Below are 19,734 nucleotides of genomic sequence, written 5' to 3'. Positions count from 1 at the left end.
GCTTCCGCCACTAAAATTATGCCGCCCTGACAATGTAGTTAAATGCGACATTGCGTGGTCGAAATCGTAAGAAATTAACCCCAGTGGTTGTTGGTGATGTTACGTTGTATTTTAAATATCCTGCCGCACTACTTGCAATACCGTCGTAGTTTACTATCTGTTGCCCTCCCCCTCTTGGGAAATGACCAAGGTATTCCGCCAATGAAGTGCTTTCTTGCCAAGTCAATAGCGCCCTCCCCAGATCAACCCCACGCCCATCATCCCATCCCCGGATAAACTCACCTCTTAAATCAGGTAATCTACCACTAGGATAAGCTTCAGCTAATTGCGGGTACTGTAATGAATTAAAAGCTGAACCATTACAAATAAAATAACCGGTAGGGGGATTAGGCAACGGCCACGGTATAGGTGAACCCACAGGTATAGTAATATCTGCACGTAATGCATTTATTACTTCCTGAACAAGCTTTTGTGTCACTGCCAATGTGTCGCTATTACCCATCACATTTGTCAACTGGACAACACCTTTTTGTGTTAACGAAGCACTGGGAATATCTGTTGTAATTTTTTGTTCTAACGCTTTATTCAATTGATCTGTGAGTTTAGCTATATTTCCATCATCCAGAACATCATTGCCAGATTGTGCCGCAATAAAATCAGCCACCACAGATGATACCGTTGATACTTGACGTAATACCTTATTTAACACGTGCGTAGGAACATTATCTGGGGGAAAGCCAGTCTGCAAACCCTGGTTTTCTTCATATTTTTCTTGACTGACCACATTCGCATTATCACTAATAGAAAAAGCCTTAAAATCATTTTTAGGACTCATACATACCTCTTGAATCAAATAATATTCTTTCATAAGAAACATATTAAACTATTGTAAAAACGATTTATCGTAATTTACATAAATAACAGTCTAGTTCAGAAAAATCACAATGGAGCGTTCTTATTACTTATGAGGTTAATCATTTTTATATAATTGGCAGCAATAAATATCTCAACATTTTTTAATCGAAAATATATCCCCTCAAAATTTATATTTAATCTCTGAAATTATTTTTTACATTCCTTCCTGTAACTTCTTCTGTTTTAAATTCAAAATAGAATCTTCTGGCATTTAGACACGAATATCTAAGCGACAGTGTTCTGGAATGTCACACAACTTTCTCTATTTTAAGAATAAAAAAATAAAGCCGGACTAACCGACTTTATTCTTACTGCAAGCTGCTCCAGCCACTAGAATTATGCCGCCTTTACGATGTAGTTAAATGCCACGTTACGGGGTCTATTTTCGTTAGCGGTTGGGACTTGTCTTGATGCATCAATGTCAAAATATGTAAGATCAGTACTACCGCCGCTATTTGCTGAACGTGTATCTGCCGTAGCATATCGCGACGATGCCATAACCCCACTCACAACAGGCGTCTGGGGAGCACCGCCCATCTGAGCATGTATCATTTGAGTTGTCCCTGTAATATTTCTAATTGCATCTCCCTGCCAAGACAAAAGCCCACGACCACTATCAACACCACGATTATCATCCCATCCGCGGATAAATTCTCCTCTTAAATCAGGTAATCTACCGCTAGGATAAGCCTCCGCCAACTTCGGATACTGTGATTTATTAAAAGGTGAGCCATTACAAATAAAATAACCGAAAGGTGGATAGAGTAACGGCCAGGGAATAGGAGAACCAACAGGAATTTCACCGACTGTTTTAATCCGGTTATCTATCTCTTCGCGGGTATAAGTATGCTCACGTAATGAGTTTATTTCTTGCTGAACAAGCTTTTGCGTCACTGCCAATGTATCACTATTGCCAATCACATTTGTAAGCTGAACAACACCTTTTTGTGTTAATGAAGCATTGGGCATATCTGTTGTAATTTTTTGTGCTATCGCTTTATTTAATTGAGCGGTGAGTTTAGCTACATTTCCATCATCCAGAATATCATTGCCAGATTGTGTCGCGATAAAATCAGCGACGACAGATGATATAGTTGATGACTGACGTAATACCTTATTTAACAAATGAGTGGGAACATTATCCGGAGAAAATCCCACCTGCAAACCCAAGTTTTGTTCATATTTTGCTTGACTAATGACATTTGCATTACTACTAATAGAAAAAGCCTTAAAATCATTCTTGTGACTCATATATTTTCCTTAAATTAAATAATGTTATTTAATAATCAACATCTTGAATTATTGTAAAAATAATCCCCTGTAATTCAGGCTAATCAAAGTCTAGTTCAAGAAAAAAATAACACTGTGTTCTTATTACTTATAAGCTTAACCGTTTTTGTATCATTGGCAGCAATAAGTAGTTCAATATTTTGGAGTCGCTTTCGGCTTTGCAAGAAATGGAAATTAAGAAAATATCTCGATGGTGTGTCGATATGTACATTTGTTGCGAGTACATATTGAAACCCCATCGATGCTATTATGAAATTTTACCGCAAAAATATGGCACATTACCCTTTTTCTGTTTTCAGAATAAAAAAATAAAGCCGGTTACCCGGCTTTATTTCCTTATCTATTCCGTTGCTTGATAGAATAGGTTTATGGAATGACTATAACACTAGGATCTGTTAACGAACATTCGATGTTTGATACTAGGGTGACAGCAATAATATTTACTGTCGAGTTTCTTGATTTATCAAACAAAGAAACCTTTATCACCTCAGTAGAGAGTTTTTCCCCTTCCACTCCATCATTTAACGTAATTATCCTACCATTGTGTTTCAGAGGAAATTCATTTAACAGAATGCTAGCACTCTTTGAAATATCAACATTATCAGACTTAATAATACCTTTTTGTTCAGCTTTCTGTATTACTTGCTGAACATTCCAACCGTTAATATCTGCACAATCATCAGATCTTGTTCCCGCCACAGCGTTAGCAGTAAAAAGCATCGCAGTTAATATCAATATTAGTCTTTTCATTCGACAACCAAATCCATATCGTGCGAGAGCAATATCTCACGTCGTATATCTCTATTAAGAATTATACAACCTTCTGATGAATGTTCAGGATCTTTTCTGCTAGCACCGTGAATTCTAAAAGCACTACGGCCATGCATATCATTATAACTACATGGGTCAAGGATAATAGTCATGGGGCCTTTTGAGCTATTTTCACCGGTTATTTTATAATAACCTCTGGGTATAGGACCTAAGTTTTTTATACCTTCTGATGCAGGATTATTCTTATGTATACCCTGACCACTCCAACCGTGGCCAATTAGCTTCGTATCGTGATAAATTTCACCACTGTATTGTTGATAAATCCACGTCATAGTGCATGCCTCTACTTGAATTATTAATACTAAGTTTCATTTCTACAAATTAAATAAAACCCATATAGCTCATCAATTAGACAATAACATATCTGAATAGTTCTCATACATTACTAAAATAACTGGATTTATTCTCCATATTTTCCTGTAACTTTTTTTGCTTCCAGTTCCAAACTGAATCTTCTGACATATGGACACGAATATCTGGTATTAAAGATTTTCACTTCCGTGTTCTACGGCATATGTAGGCACGCTGGTTGATATAATCCAAAATCGCTTTCGGCATTAGGCATTAGGCATTAGGCATTACACAAGAATACGGCACATTACCCTTTTTCTGTTTTCAGAAAAAAAATAAAGCCAGACTAACCGGCTTTATTCTTACTTCAATCTGCTCCGGCCACTAGAATTATGCTGCCCTTACAACGTAGTTAAATGCAATGTTACGAGGGCGAGTTTCATTTGCAGTACGTGCGACACGTGATGAATCGAAACTAACTGCGTACGATGTTCCATTTTGTGTCACATGAGATATTGTTCTCAAGTCACCCTCTAGAAAAACTCCGGATGTGGAATCATGTGGACGCGTCATCAAACCAATGCCGTTACCAGCTTCTAAAAAACCTGTCATTCGCTGCATCGCATCCCCCTGCCACGACAGCATTGTGCGTCCCATGTCCACACCGCGTCCATCATCCCAACCACGAATAAATTCGCCCCTTAAATCAGGTAGCCTACCGTCAGGATAAGCTTCTGCTAACTTTGGGTACTGTAATTTATTAAAAGCTGAGCCGTTGCAAGTGAGATAACCAACAGGTGGATAGGGCAACGGCCAGGGAATAGGAGAACCAACAGGAATTTCACCGACTGTTTTAATCCGGTTATCTATCTCTTCGCGGGTATAAGTATGCTCACGTAATGAGTTTATTTCTTGCTGAACAAGCTTTTGCGTCACTGCCAATGTATCACTATTGCCAATCACATTTGTAAGCTGAACAACACCTTTTTGTGTTAATGAAGCATTGGGCATATCTGTTGTAATTTTTTGTGCTATCGCTTTATTTAATTGAGCGGTGAGTTTAGCTACATTTCCATCATCCAGAATATCATTGCCAGATTGTGTCGCGATAAAATCAGCGACGACAGATGATATGGTTGATGACTGACGTAATACCTTATTTAACAAGTGAGTGGTAACATTACCCGATGGAAATCCAGTCTGCAAACTTTGGTTTTCTTCATATTTTTCTTGACTAACCACATTTGCATTATCACTAATAGAAAAAGCTTTAAAATCATTCTTATGACTCATGTACTTTCTCCTTAAATTAAATAATATTATTTTATAATCAATATATTGAATTATTTTAAAAATAACTCTCCTGCAATTCACTCCAATTAAAGTCTAGTTCAGAAAAATAATATAGTTCAATATTTTGGAATCGAAAATATACCTTAAAAATTTACATTTAACATCTGGAAATTATTTTTCTCTTATTCTTTCTATTTCATCCCGTAACTTTTTCTGTTTTAAATTTCAAACTGAATCTTCTGGCATTTAGACAAAAACATCTAAGCGGTAATGCTCAGGAATATCATAGGATTCCCTATCTTTGTAGAAAACACGCGCATTGTTATTATCGATACCCTTAAGTTGCCAGTTCTGAAAACGTGTCGATAAATGCAAGTGCTGAGATACCATCATACACACCTCATCCCATACCTACTCTATAGCTTGTGATATTACAGTTGATATATTTCACCCATAAAACAACTACAGTTAAGCGATATAATACTTGCCACAGTCCCATGACGGGATTAAGGTGACTGTGATGAAAATAATATCCATTGCATCATCGAAAACGTTCTGAGAAAAACACCCAGATGCAAAACAACCACTAAAGGCTTAGTTTGACGAGGCAAAAAATGCCTCATGGAACCGACTACTTATCAAAAAATCCACACAATTTTGTTTTATATACTAAACAAAGTAACCAATTTATAACAATTTGTCGCGGAGTATTTTACCTGTTATAAGTTATTACATTACCTGCTAATTTATGAGATTAGGCTCACTCATCAATCATTACTAAAGTTAAATAGGAACTTCATATAATGGAAGACCCGGTAATCCTTCTGGAAAAAATCCTGACTTTTGCCCATAACGATCCCCGTATTGATACAGTTATCCAAACAGGTTCCCGTGCCAGAAATGCACGTGTAGATAAATTCTCAGATCTAGATATAGAACTGATTGGTTCAGGAACAGATGAATTAATAGGCAACGATTTATGGTTTAAGCAGTTGGGTGACGTTATGGTTGCATTGCATCTGGCTAATGAAAAAGAGGATGAACCAGATTGGCCAACTTGTCTGGTCGTTTTTAACGGCGGTCGTAAGGTGGATTTCACACTGGCAAGTGTTAAACGCCTGAAAGATATGAAACAAAGAGGCTTGGATGAACTTTATCAACGCGGCTATAAGGTCCTCCTTGATAAGACGGGCCTTACAAACGGACTTCCTGAAATTACTCACCAATTGACTAAATCGTATATTCCATCATCAACAGAGTTTAATGAAAACCTGCGCGAGTTCTGGTTCGAGGCAACACAAGTACCTGTTTATATCACTCGTGGTGATTTATGGCATGCAAGAATGAGGGATAATGAGATGAAAGACTTATTGCTGGCAATGATGGAGTGGTACGTCTCGATAAAAAGTGATGGAAAGACGGATGTCTGGTACAACGGCCATCATTTGCATGAATGGCTGCCTGAGAAGTTCAGCAAACATATTCAAGGGATTTTTAGCAGTTATGGCAAAGAAGAAGCGATACGAGCATTGCTGGAAACCACAGAGCTTTATTCGGAGATTTCTGCTGAAGTGGCAGAAATGAAGGGGTTTGAGTTCGATAGTGAGCTACCCAGTAAAGTCAGGAAGCATATTATGCAAGTTTGTTATGGTTAAATAATCTCGAACACCACAAAAAACCTGTAAGTGTAATCAAAAGTCAAACGAAACAGTTCAATGAGGAAACTAGAAAAAAATGAAAATGCAAAAGGACTCTTCTCATACAGTTACGATCAAGGAAGTAATTATTCAGCAGAACGATGAAGAGAATATGGAACAAAGCGACCCGGTACCACTCGTCGAAATGTCAGTCAGTCTCGCTTCGCTCGGCTCGAACCTGCGACCAATTGATTAAAAGTCAACTGCGCTACCGACTGAGCTAACGATCCATCTGGGAAATTGGTTTTGAATGAAGCTCTAAGATGGTGGGTCGTGCAGGATGACTCGGCCTACGGCCTCGCCCTTCGGGCCAGCGCTTACGCGCTGTTGTCTCGCTTCGCTCGGCTCGAACCTGCGACCAATTGATTAAAAGTCAACTGCGCTACCGACTGAGCTAACGACCCATCTGGGAAATTGGTTTTGAATGAAACTCTAAGATGGTGGGTCGTGCAGGATGACTCGGCCTACGGCCTCGCCCTTCGGGCCAGCGCTTACGCGCTGTTGTCTCGCTTCGCTCGGCTCGAACCTGCGACCAATTGATTAAAAGTCAACTGCGCTACCGACTGAGCTAACGACCCATCTGGGAAATTGGTTTTGAATGAAACTCTAAGATGGTGGGTCGTGCAGGATGACTCGGCCTACGGCCTCGCCCTTCGGGCCAGCGCTTACGCGCTGTTGTCTCGCTTCGCTCGGCTCGAACCTGCGACCAATTGATTAAAAGTCAACTGCGCTACCGACTGAGCTAACGACCCATCTGGGAAATTGGTTTTGAATGAAACTCTAAGATGGTGGGTCGTGCAGGATGACTCGGCCTACGGCCTCGCCCTTCGGGCCAGCGCTTACGCGCTGTTGTCTCGCTTCGCTCGGCTCGAACCTGCGACCAATTGATTAAAAGTCAACTACTCTACCGACTGAGCTAACGACCTATCTGGGAAATTGGTTTTGAATGAAGCTCTAAGATGGTGGGTCGTGCAGGATGACTCGGCCTACGGCCTCGCCCTTCGGGCCAGCGCTTACGCGCTGTTGTCTCGCTTCGCTCGGCTCGAACCTGCGACCAATTGATTAAAAGTCAACTGCTCTACCGACTGAGCTAACGACCTATCTGGGAAATTGGTTTTGAATGAAGCTCTAAGATGGTGGGTCGTGCAGGATGACTCGGCCTACGGCCTCGCCCTTCGGGCCAGCGCTTACGCGCTGTTGTCTCGCTTCGCTCGGCTCGAACCTGCGACCAATTGATTAAAAGTCAACTGCGCTACCGACTGAGCTAACGACCCATCTGGGAAATTGGTTTTGAATGAAACTCTAAGATGGTGGGTCGTGCAGGATTCGAACCTGCGACCAATTGATTAAAAGTCAACTGCTCTACCGACTGAGCTAACGACCCATCTGGGAAATTGGTTTTGAATGAAGCTTTAAGATGGTGGGTCGTGCAGGATTCGAACCTGCGACCAATTGATTAAAAGTCAACTGCTCTACCGACTGAGCTAACGACCCATCTTGTGACTTCTCTCGGCAACGGCGGCATATATTACTGATTTTTCTGCACTACGCAATAATTATTTTTTCAAATTACGTTTAAATGCTTACTAAGCACTCAACAAACCCCGAAAATGTATTATTACACCCTTCCGGGGCCAATAATTACAGCGTAGAAAGCTTTTTCTCTGCCAGTTTAGCTGCGTTCGAACCAGGATATTGTTTCATGACCTGTTGATAAACCGATCTCGCTTTATCTTTCTGGCCCTTGTCTTGCATGATTAAACCAACTTTATAAAGCGATTCACCACTCTTCTGCGACTTAGGGTACTCTTTTACTACCGTAGCAAAGTAATACGCAGCTTCGTCTTTTTTACCCTTGTTGTAATTAAGCTGTCCTAACCAATAATTAGCATTAGGCATGTAACTCGATTTTGGGTAACTCTTCACGAAACTCTGAAAGGCTATAATCGCTTTATCATATTCTTTGGTATTCACTGCCAAATGAACAGCAGCGTCATAATCACCCTTCTCGCTGCCTGTACTGACAGATGATGATGCCTGATTGCCACTGTTTTTTGTATTACTTGCCGTTGAAGAAGCTGTATTTGCAGCAGGTTTACTCCCCTCAGAACTAGTAGCACCTTCCAGTTGCTGATAAATATCCTTCTGCCGCTCTATAATCTGATTGAGCTGATACTGATTCTCCTGAATCTGCCCTCGAAGCATGTCAATATCACGTTGAGAATCAGCAAGTTGCTGCTGGAGCTGAGTTAATAGCTGACTGTGAGCATTGGAAATACGCTCTAATTGGGTAAGGCGTTCATCGGTAGAACCCGAGCCGACATTACTGATTGGCGCTTGGGCAATAGCGGCCCAGGGAACCGCTACGCCAACCAATAACGACAGACCCAAAAAATGATGTCTGAAGTTACTGTTCATGAACTACTCTTAGTATGCCAGTACTGCGCGACGGTTTTTAGCATAGGCGGCTTCGTCGTGACCCAGTACAGCGGGTTTCTCTTTACCGTAAGAGACGATAGAGATTTGCTCACCGGAAACACCTTTGCCTTGCAGGTACATTTTCACTGCATTAGCACGGCGTTCACCTAATGCGATGTTGTACTCAGGAGTACCACGTTCGTCAGCATGACCTTCTACAACAACTTTATAAGATGGGTTGCTGCGCAGGAATGCCGCGTGAGCGTCTAGCAGCTGAGTAAAATCTGAGTTGATGTCGTATTTGTCAAAACCGAAATATACGATGTTGTTGTTTTGTAGCTCTTGCATTTGCTGACGAGCTAATTCCTCTGCTGACAGACCCGCATTAGTTTCATTAACAGTGCCCACACCAGTCTGATCGTTATCAGCATTCTTGTTAGAACTACACGCTGCTACGGCCATAACTGGTAAAGCTAACATCAGCCCTTTTAGCACTTTGTTCAGTTGCATCTCTTTGATCCTTTTAAAATTTGCCATACATATTATTATGCATCACAGATACGGCGACCAGGCAGGAAATTTTACCTGTCCATCGGTTGCCGGAAGACGCGCTTTGAAACGCCCGTCAGTCGAAACTAGCTGCAATACAGTCCCCAACCCTTGGGTGGAGCTATAAATCACCATAGTGCCGTTAGGTGCGATACTCGGCGTTTCATCCAGGAACGTATCCGTCAAAATTTGAACGGCTCCCGTTGCCAGATCTTGTTTAGCTATGTGCTGCTTACCACTCTCTGAGCTGACCATCATCACAAAATTACCATCAGCACTTACATCAGCATCCTGGTTTTGTGTGCCTTCCCAAGTGAGGCGTTGCGGAGCACCGCCATTTATATCGGTTTTGTATAACTGTGGACGACCACCCTGATCAGAGGTATAAACCAAAGTCTGGTTATCCGGCATCCAACTCGGCTCAGTATTGTTACTGCGGCCATCTGTAATCTGACGGATCTGAGCTGAACCCAAATCCATCACGTAAAGATTCAAACTACCCGATTTAGACAACGCAAATGCCAATTTACTGCCATCAGGGGAAAATGCAGGTGCACCGTTATGACGTGGGAAGGAAGCAACCTGGCGTACTTCACCACTCGCCAAGGTTTGAATAACCAAGGCAGAACGACCACTTTCAAATGTCACATAAGCCAGTTTGGCACCATCAGGAGACCAAGCCGGTGACATCAACGGTTCCGGCGAACGGTGAACAGTGAACTGGTTGTAACCATCGTAATCAGATACACGCAGTTCATACGGATATTTACCGCCATTAGTCTTTACAATGTAAGCCAGACGAGTACGGAATGCGCCTTTGATGCCCGTCAGTTTTTCAAATACTTGATCACTGGCTGTATGTGCAGCATAACGTAACCACTGTTTGGTCACTTTAAATTGATCCTGAGCAAGCACCGTACCCGGAGCACTCGCAGTATCAACCAATTGATAAGAGATTAAAAAACCACCATCCGCACTTGGTTGGATCTGACCAACAACAACAGCGTCAATCCCCAACGCCGACCATGCAGCAGGTGTCACCTCAGATGTCGTCGTTGGTTGCTGTGGCATGCGGCTGATATCAATAGGGTTAAATTTACCGCTGTTGCGAAGATCGGCCCCAACGATCGCCCCTATCTCTTCCGGTGCATTACCCGCACCAGTCCATTTAAAGGGCACAACGCCAATAGGACGTGCAGAATCAACACCTTGGGTGATCTCAATTCGAACTTCTGCGTGAGCAACCGTGACCCACAACATTAAAATGCTTAGTACTACTTTAAAAGCCTGCCTCATTAATCTCTCCCTTATCACGATGGAATGGTCGCAATAATTCGCAGAATATTAACAAACGTCAACAAACAAAACCAGATATACCCGTTATCTTTCAAGTTGCCCCTTTATTAGCTGCACTCACTCACCCCGGTCACATAGTTTGCTATTCTCCTGGGGATTCTCTCCCTTGCCGTCGCGATGCATTTTGAAATCCATAGGGTATAAATAACCACTTTATTGAGGGTTGAAATCAAGCGGCGCGTTTTTAAACACTTCATAAACCTCCTTGCTTGGTGGTTTCGGAATTTTCGCTTGTTTAGCCGCCGCTACCGCCGCTTGGCACAACGCCTGGTCTCCTCCCTCTGACTTGACATCAATTAATAAGCCATCAGGAGCAAGTTTAATCCGTAATGTACAGGTACGCCCACGATACATGCTTGGATCGTAAAACTTATTCTGTATCGCTATCTGGATCTGCCCCAGATAGTTATTAATGTCGGCATTTGAAGCGCCACTTTTCTTGCCGCCACCTTTACCGGCAGCAGAAGCTCCTCCTTGCTGTTTCGGTGCATTGGAAGTTAAGCCACCCAGTAAGTCATCAACTTCACTTTCCTGTTTAGCGGCTTGCGCAGCAGCTTTTTTCTTAGCGTCAGCTTCGGCCTTGGCTTTAGCCTTTGCATCTGCCTCAGTTTTGGCTTTAGCATCCGCTTCAGCCTTGGCTTTTGCTTTAGCCTCAGCGTCTGCTTTGGCTTTCGCTTCTTCCGCGGCTTTTTGTTTAGCAGCCACGGCTTCAGCTTCTTTCTTAGCTTCCGCTTCGGCTTTCTTCTGTGCCTCAGCCTGCTCTCTAATCAGTTTTTCTTTTTCAGCTTTAGCTTTTGCCGCCGCTTCTTCTGCCTGTTTTTGCTCTTCACGGGCTTTGTTTGCCGCTTCTACAGCTTGCTTTTTCTGTTCTTCCGCAGCCTGTTGCGCTTTAATTCGTTCTTCTTCTACCGCTTTTAAACGTTCCTGCTCTTCAGCCTGTTTTTCCCTTAATTCAGCGGCCTGCTGTTCGGCTTTCTTGTTTCGTAACTGCTCTGCACGCTTAGCATCAGCCTGCTGTTGTTGCTGTTGATTGTACTGCTGTACTACCGCATTCGGATCGACCATAACAGCATCAATAACAGAACCATCCTGACCACCGCCACCCATTTCAGTTTTTCGTGTCAGGGAACCCCAAATAAGTAACCCGATCAAAATAATATGCAACACAACCGAAACGATAACAGCGCGATTTAATTTATTGTTTTGCCCGTTTGTCTTTCCCACGCTCGATATCCAAGATCTTCAAATAACAGCAACTGTCGGCCAAACTCAGATAGGCTGAGTCATTAAACCAACGGATTTCACACCTGCCTGATGCAGCATATTGAGTGCCTTAATAATCTCATCGTAAGGCACTTCCTTCGAACCACCAATCAAGAAAACGGTTTTTGGATTCTTTTCTATTTGTGCCCGCGCTTCAACAATAATCTGCGGCTCAGGCAATAATTCCAACCGTTCATGGTTAACTATCATGGTGTACTGACCAACACCAGAAACCTCCACGATTACCGGTGGATTATCGGAGTTGGAAACCGTTTTAGAATCTACCGCATCCGGCAGATCAACTTCTACGCTTTGAGTGATAATCGGTGCTGTTGCCATAAAAATCAGCAACAGAACCAGCAATACGTCCAGTAAGGGAACGATATTGATTTCGGATTTCAGCTCACGCTTGCGACTACGAGTGCGTGCCATAGCCTCTCCCCTTACTATTTGTTCTCTGCTTTATTTTCAGCCGCGAAAGCTTGACGATGCAAAATAGCCAAAAACTCTTCCATAAAGTTATCGTAATTTTGCTCCAGCTTATTAACACGCTGATTCAGACGGTTGTATGCCATAACGGCTGGAATCGCCGCAAACAGACCAATCGCCGTTGCAATCAACGCTTCTGCAATACCCGGCGCTACCATTTGGAGCGTGGCCTGTTTTACCGCACCTAACGCGATAAATGCATGCATGATCCCCCAAACCGTACCAAATAGACCGATATACGGGCTAATTGAGCCAACTGTCCCCAAGAATGGAATATGGCTTTCCAGCGATTCCAATTCACGATTCATTGAGATACGCATTGCACGTGAAGCCCCTGTTATTACCGCTTCTGGCGCATGATTATTTGCATGATGCAGACGGGCAAATTCTTTGAACCCAGAATAAAAAATTTGTTCTGTTCCACCTAAAGAATCTCGACGCGACTGACTTTCCTTATATAAGCGTGATAATTCAATACCCGACCAGAATTTATCTTCAAACGCCTCCGATTCTCGGGTTGCTGCATTGAGAATTTTGGTCCTTTGAATAATGATCGCCCATGAAGCAACGGAAAAGCAGATCAAAATAAGCATGATCAGTTGCACCAAAAGGCCCGCTTTCAGGAATAAATCTAGAATGTTCATGTCAGTCACTGCTTAAACTCCGCGACAATAGACTTTGGAAGCGCAATCGGCTTCATTTGAGATGTATTCACGCAGGCGACTAAAACTTCTGCGCTGTTAATCATTGCTCCATTACCATCAACAATGCGTTGAATAAATGTCAAAGATGCTCGACGAATATCCGTAATTTCACTCTGCACCTCCAACATATCATCAAGCCGGGCCGGGGCTCGGTAATCAACCACCATACGCCGTACAACAAATGCAATTTGTTCATCAAGTAAACGCTGTTGATGAATTCCATGCTGACGTAACATCTCAGTACGTGCTCTTTCATAAAAGACGACATAACGGCCGTTATAAACTATCCCGCCTACATCTGTATCTTCATAATAAATACGAATGGGCCACCGGAACAACGTATTACTCACTTTCAATCCTACATAAGGCGAATTAACGTTGCCACTATACTCAAGACAATGCGGCTTTGGAATAATGTGCAAATAAAAAATTTATGGGTTAGATGCCCCAATAACATACAGAATTAACTTATAAAGAAATGACACAGCCCCCAAATCAAAATCAAGCATGCCGGCAAGGGAGAGAAAAAGATACGCCAGACGATATTTCTTGGCTGAAAACCCATCCCGAAAGTCACACCTGTACATACAGACCATATTAGAAAATACTTTGCCATATCTGTAATGAACTGGTGTTAGCCGCAAAACGAGCAGGGTCCCAGAATACATAAGCAACGAATATTAATGCCACAATAAGGATAAAGCCCGCACAGGGGCTTTATCCATTAGTATCTAGTATCCATGCCGATAGTATTTATCTATCAACAAGATTTCTCGCTATTTTTCGCGACTTTTTCTTCTTCATTATGCTCAAGAGCTAAGGCTGCGATGATAGCGAAACTACAAGCCAAGAGCGTTCCGAGAATCCAAGCAAAATACCACATGCTTTATGTTCCTTAGTACAGTGAATGTTTGTTATCTTCGATAAAACTTTTATCCAAACGCCCGAACATTTTGTAGTAACACCAAATGGTATATCCCAGAATGATTGGGACAAAAATCAATGCAACTACAAACATAACACGCAGCGTCATCAGGCTTGAAGTCGCATCCCACATCGTCAAACTGACATTAGGATCAGTGATTGAAGGCATCACAAATGGGAACATCGTTACACCGCAGGCCAGAATGATGCCAGCAATTGTCAGTGAAGAGAACAGGAATGCCCATCCAGCTTTATTCATACGCGTCATCAGCATCGTCAGCAAAGGCGAAGCCACACCCAATGCCGGTAGTACCCACAACCACGGATAGTTGTTAAAGTTGGTCAACCAAGCACCCGCCTGATGAGCGACTTCTTTATGTAATGGATTAGACTGAGCCACCGTATCCAAGCCGCCAGTCACAATATAACCATCAATACCATAAATCAGCCATACACCTGCCAACAGGAAAGCCACCATTGTCACCAGCGCACAGAGATAAGTTGCCGCACGAGAACGCAGGCGCAGCTCACCCGTAGTACGCATTTGCAAATAAGTTGCCCCCTGAGTCACAATCATCATCAAGCTGATAATTCCCGCCAACAAACCATATGGATTGAGCAATCCGAAGAAGGAACCGGTATAGAACAGACGGAGTTGGGAATCGACGTTAAACGGCACCCCCTGTAATAGATTACCGAATGCCACACCGATAACTAATGGTGGAACAAAGCTACCGACAAATATTCCCCAATCCCACATGTTACGCCACTTGCGGTTTTCCAATTTGGAGCGGTAATCAAAACCAACCGGACGGAAGAACAACGCAGATAACACCAAGATCATAGCAACATAGAAGCCAGAGAACGCCGCAGCATAGACCATCGGCCATGCGGCGAACAGCGCTCCACCGGCGGTAATCAGCCAAACCTGATTACCATCCCAATGCGGTGCCACTGAGTTAATCATGATGCGACGCTCAGTATCGTTTTTGCCGATGATACGTAACAGGATACCGACTCCCATATCAAAACCATCAGTTACCGCGAAACCGATTAGCAATACACCAATCAGTAGCCACCATATAAATCGTAGTACTTCATAATCAAACATAAGTGGACTCCTGTTTACTGAGCTTCAGGTGCTGAAGTTGTTTTCTGTTCAAAATGGTAACGCCCCGTTTTTAGGCTACTTGGGCCAAGGCGAGCAAATTTGAACATCAGAAACATTTCCGCAATCAGGAATAAGGTATAAAGGCCACAAATCAGCGCCATAGAGAACAAGATATCGCTGGCTGCTAAATTGGAACTCGCCACCGCAGTTGGCAGAACTTCACCAATTGCCCACGGTTGACGACCATATTCCGCCACAAACCAGCCTGATTCGATGGCAATCCACGGCAATGGAATACTGTACAGTGCTGCGCGTAGCAACCATTTTTGTTTACCAATGCGGCCACGGATAACGCTCCAAAACGCCAGACCGATCAACAGTAACATCAGGAAACCTGCTGCAACCATGATACGGAATGCAAAATAGAGCGGTGCAACCCGAGGAATAGAATCTTTTGCGGCTGCTTTGATCTGTTCTTCACTGGCATCAGTCACTTTGCTGGTATAGCGTTTCAGCAACATGCCATAACCCAGATCTTGTTTATTTTCATTGAATGCTGTACGAACCGTTGGGTCGGTGTTACCTGCACGCAATTCTTCCAACAGGTGATAAGCCTTTATACCATTACGAATCCGCTGCTCATGCAGGTCCATCAAATCACGCAGACCAATGACCGGAGTATCAACAGAACGGGTAGCAATCAGCCCCATAAGATAAGGGATCTGAATGGCATATTTGTTTTCCATTTTATCCTGATCTGGGATACCTATCAGTGTAAAAGCGGCCGGCGGTGGCTGGGTTTCCCATTCAGCTTCGATGGCGGCCAGCTTAGTTTTTTGTACGTCGCCCATTTCGTAACCAGATTCATCACCCAGCACAATAACAGACAGCACAGCCGCGATACCAAAACTTGAAGCAATCGCAAATGAACGCTTAGCAAATGGAATATCACGGCCTTTAAGCAGGTAGTAAGAGCTGACACCGAGAACAAAGATCGCTCCTGTCACATAACCCGCGGCAACGGTATGCACAAATTTCACCTGAGCAACTGGGTTCAGTACCAGTTCAGCAAAACTTACCATCTCCATACGCATGGTTTCAAAGTTGAAATCAGAAGCAATTGGGTTTTGCATCCAACCGTTAGCAACCAGAATCCAAAGTGCGGAGAAGTTAGATCCTAATGCAACCAACCAAGTTACCGCCAGATGTTGTGTCTTACTGAGGCGATCCCAACCGAAGAAGAACAAGCCTACGAATGTAGACTCCAGGAAGAACGCCATCAGCCCTTCAATCGCCAAAGGTGCGCCAAAAATGTCACCGACGTAGTGAGAAAAGTATGACCAGTTAGTCCCAAACTGGAACTCCATAGTCAACCCTGTTGCAACCCCCAGAGCAAAGTTAATACCAAACAACTTGCCCCAGAATTTTGTCATATCTTTATAAATTTGTTTACCGGAGAGCACATATACCGTTTCCATGATCGCCAGCAAAAACGCCATGCCGAGCGTTAGCGGAACGAATAGAAAGTGATACATTGCAGTTAAGGCAAACTGTAATCGTGACAGTTCGACAATATCAAACATCTTGACTCCTTGCTCCTAGCAGGAAGACACCGACTTGCGGCAACCTGACTTCATATAAGCCCTTTTCTCAAATCTCAAAGTACTCATGCGGAAGCCTCGTAACTACCAGCAATAAATGCCTTTAAAATATACCGTTATCTTTCAAGTTGCCTCTTTGTTGGCTGCACTCACTCACCCCAGTCACATAGTTACCTATGCTCCCGGGGATTCGCTCCCTTGCCGTCGCGATGCATCTTGAAATCTATTGGGTATAACAACTCATTACTAAGTAAATTAAAAACCAATTAGACTAATAGTATAGTACGCTTATATTCCCATACAATAAATAGGTTTTACGTGATTCAGATTAGAATTCTGAATATAGGTCAAGAATTGCAACCGCTGTTTAATAAGAACTAATTTGATTAGAGTCAATTTAAGCAAATGAAAGCAATAATACTATAGTAATAATTTGATTTTATTTATCTTTTTCTGGTTAGTGTTAATTATCTTGTCTATTATTTCATTTTGGTTGACATATTGTTAATTATTTGTTTATTTAGATAAATATTGATTTCTATATTGCTGTGAAATGACTTTTAAAATTAACTTTTTATTTTGATCCTTAAGAAAATATTATTATTAACTTTGCATTAACAGTGAGATCACCACCATTTGGCTGTCATTCAGATAGCATAATGACACGCAGCTCAAGAACTAAACTTCCCTCTTACGACAGATCTCTTCAAACTGAGTGAAATGACTTAGTATCTTAAGTTACACAGCCCAACAATAATTGTGTAAAAATATTTTACACAACAGAAAAACTGCGCGTACCAGCAAGTAATGACCAATATCGCATTATTACATTCACATGGTACTACAAAGCAGAAACATTCTGATATTTTTAAAGATATCGAGCTTATGAAAAAGCTAAAAGTTGAGATCAGAAAACTGGTTGAATTAGAAAACTCGCCTACAGAGCCAGCAAATTATTTTGGCCTTCCCAGAATAGCATTCTCCAAAGATTCTAAATTAGTTTCAGCTCAAGTTTTTAGTTCCATATATTTTCCTCCTCTTACTACTTTAAGCAACGATACCATTAAAACTGAGACTAAACAGACATCGATCCTCTCCATTTTTAGCACAGACAAAAATGGGAAGATCAAAAAAACACTCATACGCACAAATGGAAATGCAAGAGACACAGAAATACGAGATTTTTCAATAAGCACTGGGGAATATAATCTTGCTGACTTGAAGAAACTTGGATTTATTCAATCTGTTGCTGCTTTCCAAGGGAAAAAAACGGGAAACCTCTCACTACTGGCCCAGTATTAGTTAAGTCAAATACACTGACAAACCTTGAAAATCCTTTTCAATATTTTCAGCCTCACACAATGAAGAACCATGCACCAACTCATGTAAAGAACCCAAAAACGCAATCGGTAATCGTTTGCTTGAATAGAGCAAATCCTGAACCAAGAACTCCTAGTCAATGCGATTATGGTCCAACATCACCCGGTAATCCAACAATCAAGTTAGAAATAATAGGTGATATTATATTCAATAACCCTATAGCGGTTGATGAAAAAGGAAAACCTACAACGTTTCAGGGAATCAAACCAGAGGCAAATCTGACACTAATTGGTCTTAATACTGGAGGAGCATGTGAAGTAAGAGGAATAGATGAAGGTATATTTTGGAAACATACAAAAGTCAATAATGATCCTGCCAAAGGTAATAATACAAATTTATCATGGGATTTTTCTAAAAATACAGGTTACGCTGATTTTTGACCAATATACTGGAAAAATAACGAAAGCTATTTACTAGACTTACAGGCTACTGTTATAACAATGCAAGATGATAACGCATTTCCGGTTATATTTTCTTATACCAATAACCCTTTCGTATTACCACGATGGAGATCACTGCCTTGAAAAACGCCGTTATTGGGTGATCTCCATGGACGAAAATACGCAGTCGTCGTTCAAGCGCTATGCTAGCAGTTCTTTAACGAATTTAAATGATTTATGAAAATCGGCTTTAGGATCTTTAATTTCACCCGACCCATCCTGATTGAGCTCTAAAGACCAGTGATATGGGTAACGCTGTTTCAATTGCTGTAGTTCGTCATAAGTTAATACCGTATAGCCGTGTTGTTTCATGTAAGAAGCAAACACCTCAAGTTTTGGTTCGGCTATAGTAGTAATAACTGCTCGGTCGCAAAGATATTTAGCATAGTGCTGACCAATTTCTTTATTTTCTGTCTCAGCTGCTTGTAAAGCCGCCTCTACAACGTGAAGCGGTGCCTGCTGCGACACAATTGCACTACAAGTTTCAGATAAGTCATTAATAGTAGGATTATTCATAATGCTTTTACCTTTCCTTTTTAATTTTCAATGGCTTGTGCTATTTGTTTTGCGACCTGATGTGCTCTAGGATCGGACTGAGTACGCAAGCCTTCTATAATTGCTAAGCGGTCATCAATGTTACGTTGCTGCATCAACTGCCTTTTTCCCAGCAGATTGTGAATAGTCAGCTCGATCCCAACGACATGCTGTTTTAAGCCGTCTATAAAATCTTTCGGTGCTTCTGCGACTTGCCAAGGATCCGGTAATCCTGCTTCAAAACAATTAACGGATTGCTCAAAATGCGCCTTTATCCAACTGCCATCATCAATAAACTTGATGGAACACATGGCATGAACTGCCGTGTAAGCCCAACTAGGTTGAACTCGACCATTGATATGTCGTCTAGGTAACCAACTAGGTGAAATATAAGCGTCTGGTCCTTGGAAAATAACCATCACTTCATTAGTTTCAACCACGCTTTTGTGCAAAGGATTTCCGCGTGCAATGTGTGTTTTCAGCACGCCTAGCTCTAAACCATGCCTATCTAAAGTAAAAGGCAGATGATCAGCACTCAATCCATAACTGCCATAGACGGTCAAAGTCCCCAGAGGGTTTTGCTCTATCAAGTCATGCAAAACAGAGATTCGATTTTCTTCAAATACTTTTTGTATATACATTGCTTGA

22 protein-coding genes, 6 tRNA genes, 2 other RNA genes and 1 pseudogene are annotated in these 19,734 nt (G+C 42.1%); 4 read left to right on the top strand and 27 right to left on the bottom strand.

The window, feature by feature from the left end; translation table 11 throughout:
- Positions 1–16: 16 nt before the first annotated feature.
- From PluTT01m_RS07640 to PluTT01m_RS26860, 6 genes are all read right to left on the bottom strand, one after another.
- A complete protein-coding gene (locus tag PluTT01m_RS07640) occupies positions 17–835 on the bottom strand; it encodes a tail fiber protein (RefSeq protein ID WP_011145767.1) in 819 nt (272 codons plus the stop codon).
- A gap of 416 nt (positions 836–1,251) precedes the next feature.
- Positions 1,252–2,166, bottom strand: a complete 915-nt coding sequence (locus PluTT01m_RS07635) for a phage tail protein (protein WP_011145766.1) — start codon at positions 2,164–2,166, stop codon at positions 1,252–1,254.
- Between the two features lie 405 nt (positions 2,167–2,571).
- Positions 2,572–2,955: a hypothetical protein gene (locus PluTT01m_RS07630; RefSeq protein WP_011145765.1), complete on the bottom strand. Its 384-nt coding sequence runs from the start codon at positions 2,953–2,955 to the stop codon at positions 2,572–2,574.
- Positions 2,952–3,308, bottom strand: coding sequence for a tlde1 domain-containing protein (locus tag PluTT01m_RS07625; protein ID WP_011145764.1), 357 nt, complete (start codon positions 3,306–3,308; stop codon positions 2,952–2,954). Before PluTT01m_RS07625 ends, PluTT01m_RS07630 begins: the two co-directional genes overlap by 4 nt.
- 409 nt (positions 3,309–3,717) lie before the next feature.
- Positions 3,718–4,620 carry a phage tail protein gene (locus PluTT01m_RS07620; protein ID WP_011145763.1) on the bottom strand — a complete coding sequence of 301 codons (903 nt, stop codon included), beginning with the start codon at positions 4,618–4,620 and terminating at the stop codon, positions 3,718–3,720.
- Positions 4,621–4,866: 246 nt separating this feature from the next.
- A complete protein-coding gene (locus PluTT01m_RS26860) occupies positions 4,867–5,013 on the bottom strand; it encodes a hypothetical protein (protein ID WP_011145762.1) in 147 nt (48 codons plus the stop codon).
- Between the two features lie 410 nt (positions 5,014–5,423).
- Here PluTT01m_RS26860 and PluTT01m_RS07615 point away from each other — a divergent pair, with 410 nt between their 5' ends.
- Positions 5,424–6,275, top strand: coding sequence for an aminoglycoside 6-adenylyltransferase (locus PluTT01m_RS07615; RefSeq protein ID WP_011145761.1), 852 nt, complete (start codon positions 5,424–5,426; stop codon positions 6,273–6,275).
- A 79-nt stretch (positions 6,276–6,354) separates the two neighbouring features.
- Positions 6,355–6,513: a hypothetical protein gene (locus PluTT01m_RS26855; protein WP_157852097.1), complete on the top strand. Its 159-nt coding sequence runs from the start codon at positions 6,355–6,357 to the stop codon at positions 6,511–6,513.
- Positions 6,514–6,581: 68 nt separating this feature from the next.
- Here the strand turns inward: PluTT01m_RS26855 and PluTT01m_RS26610 are convergent.
- The 19 genes and pseudogenes from PluTT01m_RS26610 to cydA form a co-directional block, all read right to left on the bottom strand.
- Positions 6,582–6,721: transfer RNA gene (locus PluTT01m_RS26610), tRNA-Lys, on the bottom strand.
- A gap of 34 nt (positions 6,722–6,755) precedes the next feature.
- Positions 6,756–6,895: transfer RNA gene (locus PluTT01m_RS26605), tRNA-Lys, on the bottom strand.
- Positions 6,896–6,929: 34 nt separating this feature from the next.
- Positions 6,930–7,069: transfer RNA gene (locus tag PluTT01m_RS26600), tRNA-Lys, on the bottom strand.
- 34 nt (positions 7,070–7,103) lie between these two features.
- Positions 7,104–7,236: non-coding RNA, RtT sRNA (locus PluTT01m_RS26595), on the bottom strand.
- A gap of 41 nt (positions 7,237–7,277) precedes the next feature.
- A non-coding RNA gene (locus PluTT01m_RS26590) (RtT sRNA) lies at positions 7,278–7,410 on the bottom strand.
- 41 nt (positions 7,411–7,451) lie between these two features.
- A tRNA-Lys gene (locus PluTT01m_RS26585) sits at positions 7,452–7,591 on the bottom strand.
- A gap of 34 nt (positions 7,592–7,625) precedes the next feature.
- Positions 7,626–7,701 (bottom strand) — tRNA-Lys (locus PluTT01m_RS07575).
- A 34-nt stretch (positions 7,702–7,735) separates the two neighbouring features.
- A tRNA-Lys gene (locus tag PluTT01m_RS07570) sits at positions 7,736–7,811 on the bottom strand.
- A 147-nt stretch (positions 7,812–7,958) separates the two neighbouring features.
- Positions 7,959–8,735 (bottom strand): cell division protein CpoB, encoded by a 777-nt coding sequence (cpoB, locus tag PluTT01m_RS07565; protein ID WP_011145760.1) that lies wholly within the window; start codon positions 8,733–8,735, stop codon positions 7,959–7,961.
- Positions 8,736–8,744: 9 nt separating this feature from the next.
- Complete coding sequence (pal, locus tag PluTT01m_RS07560; RefSeq protein WP_011145759.1) at positions 8,745–9,245, bottom strand: peptidoglycan-associated lipoprotein Pal; 501 nt, start codon at positions 9,243–9,245, stop codon at positions 8,745–8,747.
- 42 nt (positions 9,246–9,287) lie between these two features.
- The gene (tolB, locus tag PluTT01m_RS07555; protein ID WP_011145758.1) at positions 9,288–10,580 is read right to left on the bottom strand and encodes a Tol-Pal system beta propeller repeat protein TolB; all 1,293 of its coding nucleotides are present in this window, start codon (positions 10,578–10,580) and stop codon (positions 9,288–9,290) included.
- Between the two features lie 213 nt (positions 10,581–10,793).
- On the bottom strand, positions 10,794–11,864 hold the full coding sequence (gene tolA, locus PluTT01m_RS07550) for a cell envelope integrity protein TolA (protein WP_011145757.1): 1,071 nt from the start codon (positions 11,862–11,864) through the stop codon (positions 10,794–10,796).
- Between the two features lie 45 nt (positions 11,865–11,909).
- Positions 11,910–12,335 (bottom strand): colicin uptake protein TolR, encoded by a 426-nt coding sequence (gene tolR / locus PluTT01m_RS07545; protein ID WP_011145756.1) that lies wholly within the window; start codon positions 12,333–12,335, stop codon positions 11,910–11,912.
- Between the two features lie 14 nt (positions 12,336–12,349).
- Positions 12,350–13,045 (bottom strand): Tol-Pal system protein TolQ, encoded by a 696-nt coding sequence (tolQ, locus tag PluTT01m_RS07540; protein WP_011145755.1) that lies wholly within the window; start codon positions 13,043–13,045, stop codon positions 12,350–12,352.
- Positions 13,042–13,446: a tol-pal system-associated acyl-CoA thioesterase gene (ybgC, locus tag PluTT01m_RS07535; protein WP_011145754.1), complete on the bottom strand. Its 405-nt coding sequence runs from the start codon at positions 13,444–13,446 to the stop codon at positions 13,042–13,044. The genes tolQ and ybgC overlap by 4 nt, the downstream gene beginning before the upstream one ends.
- Positions 13,447–13,559: 113 nt before the next feature.
- A pseudogene (ybgE, locus tag PluTT01m_RS07530) lies at positions 13,560–13,821 on the bottom strand (cyd operon protein YbgE).
- A 35-nt stretch (positions 13,822–13,856) separates the two neighbouring features.
- Positions 13,857–13,979 (bottom strand): cytochrome bd-I oxidase subunit CydX, encoded by a 123-nt coding sequence (gene cydX, locus PluTT01m_RS07525; protein ID WP_058589160.1) that lies wholly within the window; start codon positions 13,977–13,979, stop codon positions 13,857–13,859.
- A gap of 12 nt (positions 13,980–13,991) precedes the next feature.
- On the bottom strand, positions 13,992–15,131 hold the full coding sequence (cydB, locus tag PluTT01m_RS07520) for a cytochrome d ubiquinol oxidase subunit II (RefSeq protein ID WP_011145753.1): 1,140 nt from the start codon (positions 15,129–15,131) through the stop codon (positions 13,992–13,994).
- Between the two features lie 14 nt (positions 15,132–15,145).
- Complete coding sequence (gene cydA, locus PluTT01m_RS07515; protein ID WP_011145752.1) at positions 15,146–16,714, bottom strand: cytochrome ubiquinol oxidase subunit I; 1,569 nt, start codon at positions 16,712–16,714, stop codon at positions 15,146–15,148.
- Positions 16,715–17,539: 825 nt separating this feature from the next.
- Here cydA and PluTT01m_RS07510 point away from each other — a divergent pair.
- Together PluTT01m_RS07510 and PluTT01m_RS07505 are read left to right on the top strand one after the other, a co-directional pair.
- Entirely contained in the window at positions 17,540–18,034 is a 495-nt protein-coding gene (locus tag PluTT01m_RS07510) for a hypothetical protein (RefSeq protein WP_041380003.1), read from the top strand.
- A gap of 119 nt (positions 18,035–18,153) precedes the next feature.
- Positions 18,154–18,492 carry a hypothetical protein gene (locus PluTT01m_RS07505; protein WP_125026221.1) on the top strand — a complete coding sequence of 113 codons (339 nt, stop codon included), beginning with the start codon at positions 18,154–18,156 and terminating at the stop codon, positions 18,490–18,492.
- Positions 18,493–18,693: 201 nt separating this feature from the next.
- Here the strand turns inward: PluTT01m_RS07505 and PluTT01m_RS07500 are convergent, their stop codons facing one another.
- On the bottom strand, positions 18,694–19,068 hold the full coding sequence (locus PluTT01m_RS07500) for a hypothetical protein (protein ID WP_011145751.1): 375 nt from the start codon (positions 19,066–19,068) through the stop codon (positions 18,694–18,696).
- Positions 19,069–19,088: 20 nt separating this feature from the next.
- Positions 19,089–19,727: an FMN-binding negative transcriptional regulator gene (locus PluTT01m_RS07495; RefSeq protein ID WP_011145750.1), complete on the bottom strand. Its 639-nt coding sequence runs from the start codon at positions 19,725–19,727 to the stop codon at positions 19,089–19,091.
- Positions 19,728–19,734: the final 7 nt, after the last annotated feature.

Origin of the sequence: Photorhabdus laumondii subsp. laumondii (assembly GCF_003343245.1) — a bacterium.
Taxonomy (GTDB): Bacteria; Pseudomonadota; Gammaproteobacteria; order Enterobacterales; family Enterobacteriaceae; genus Photorhabdus; species Photorhabdus laumondii.
This window is presented reverse-complemented; position numbering and strand designations above follow the sequence as displayed.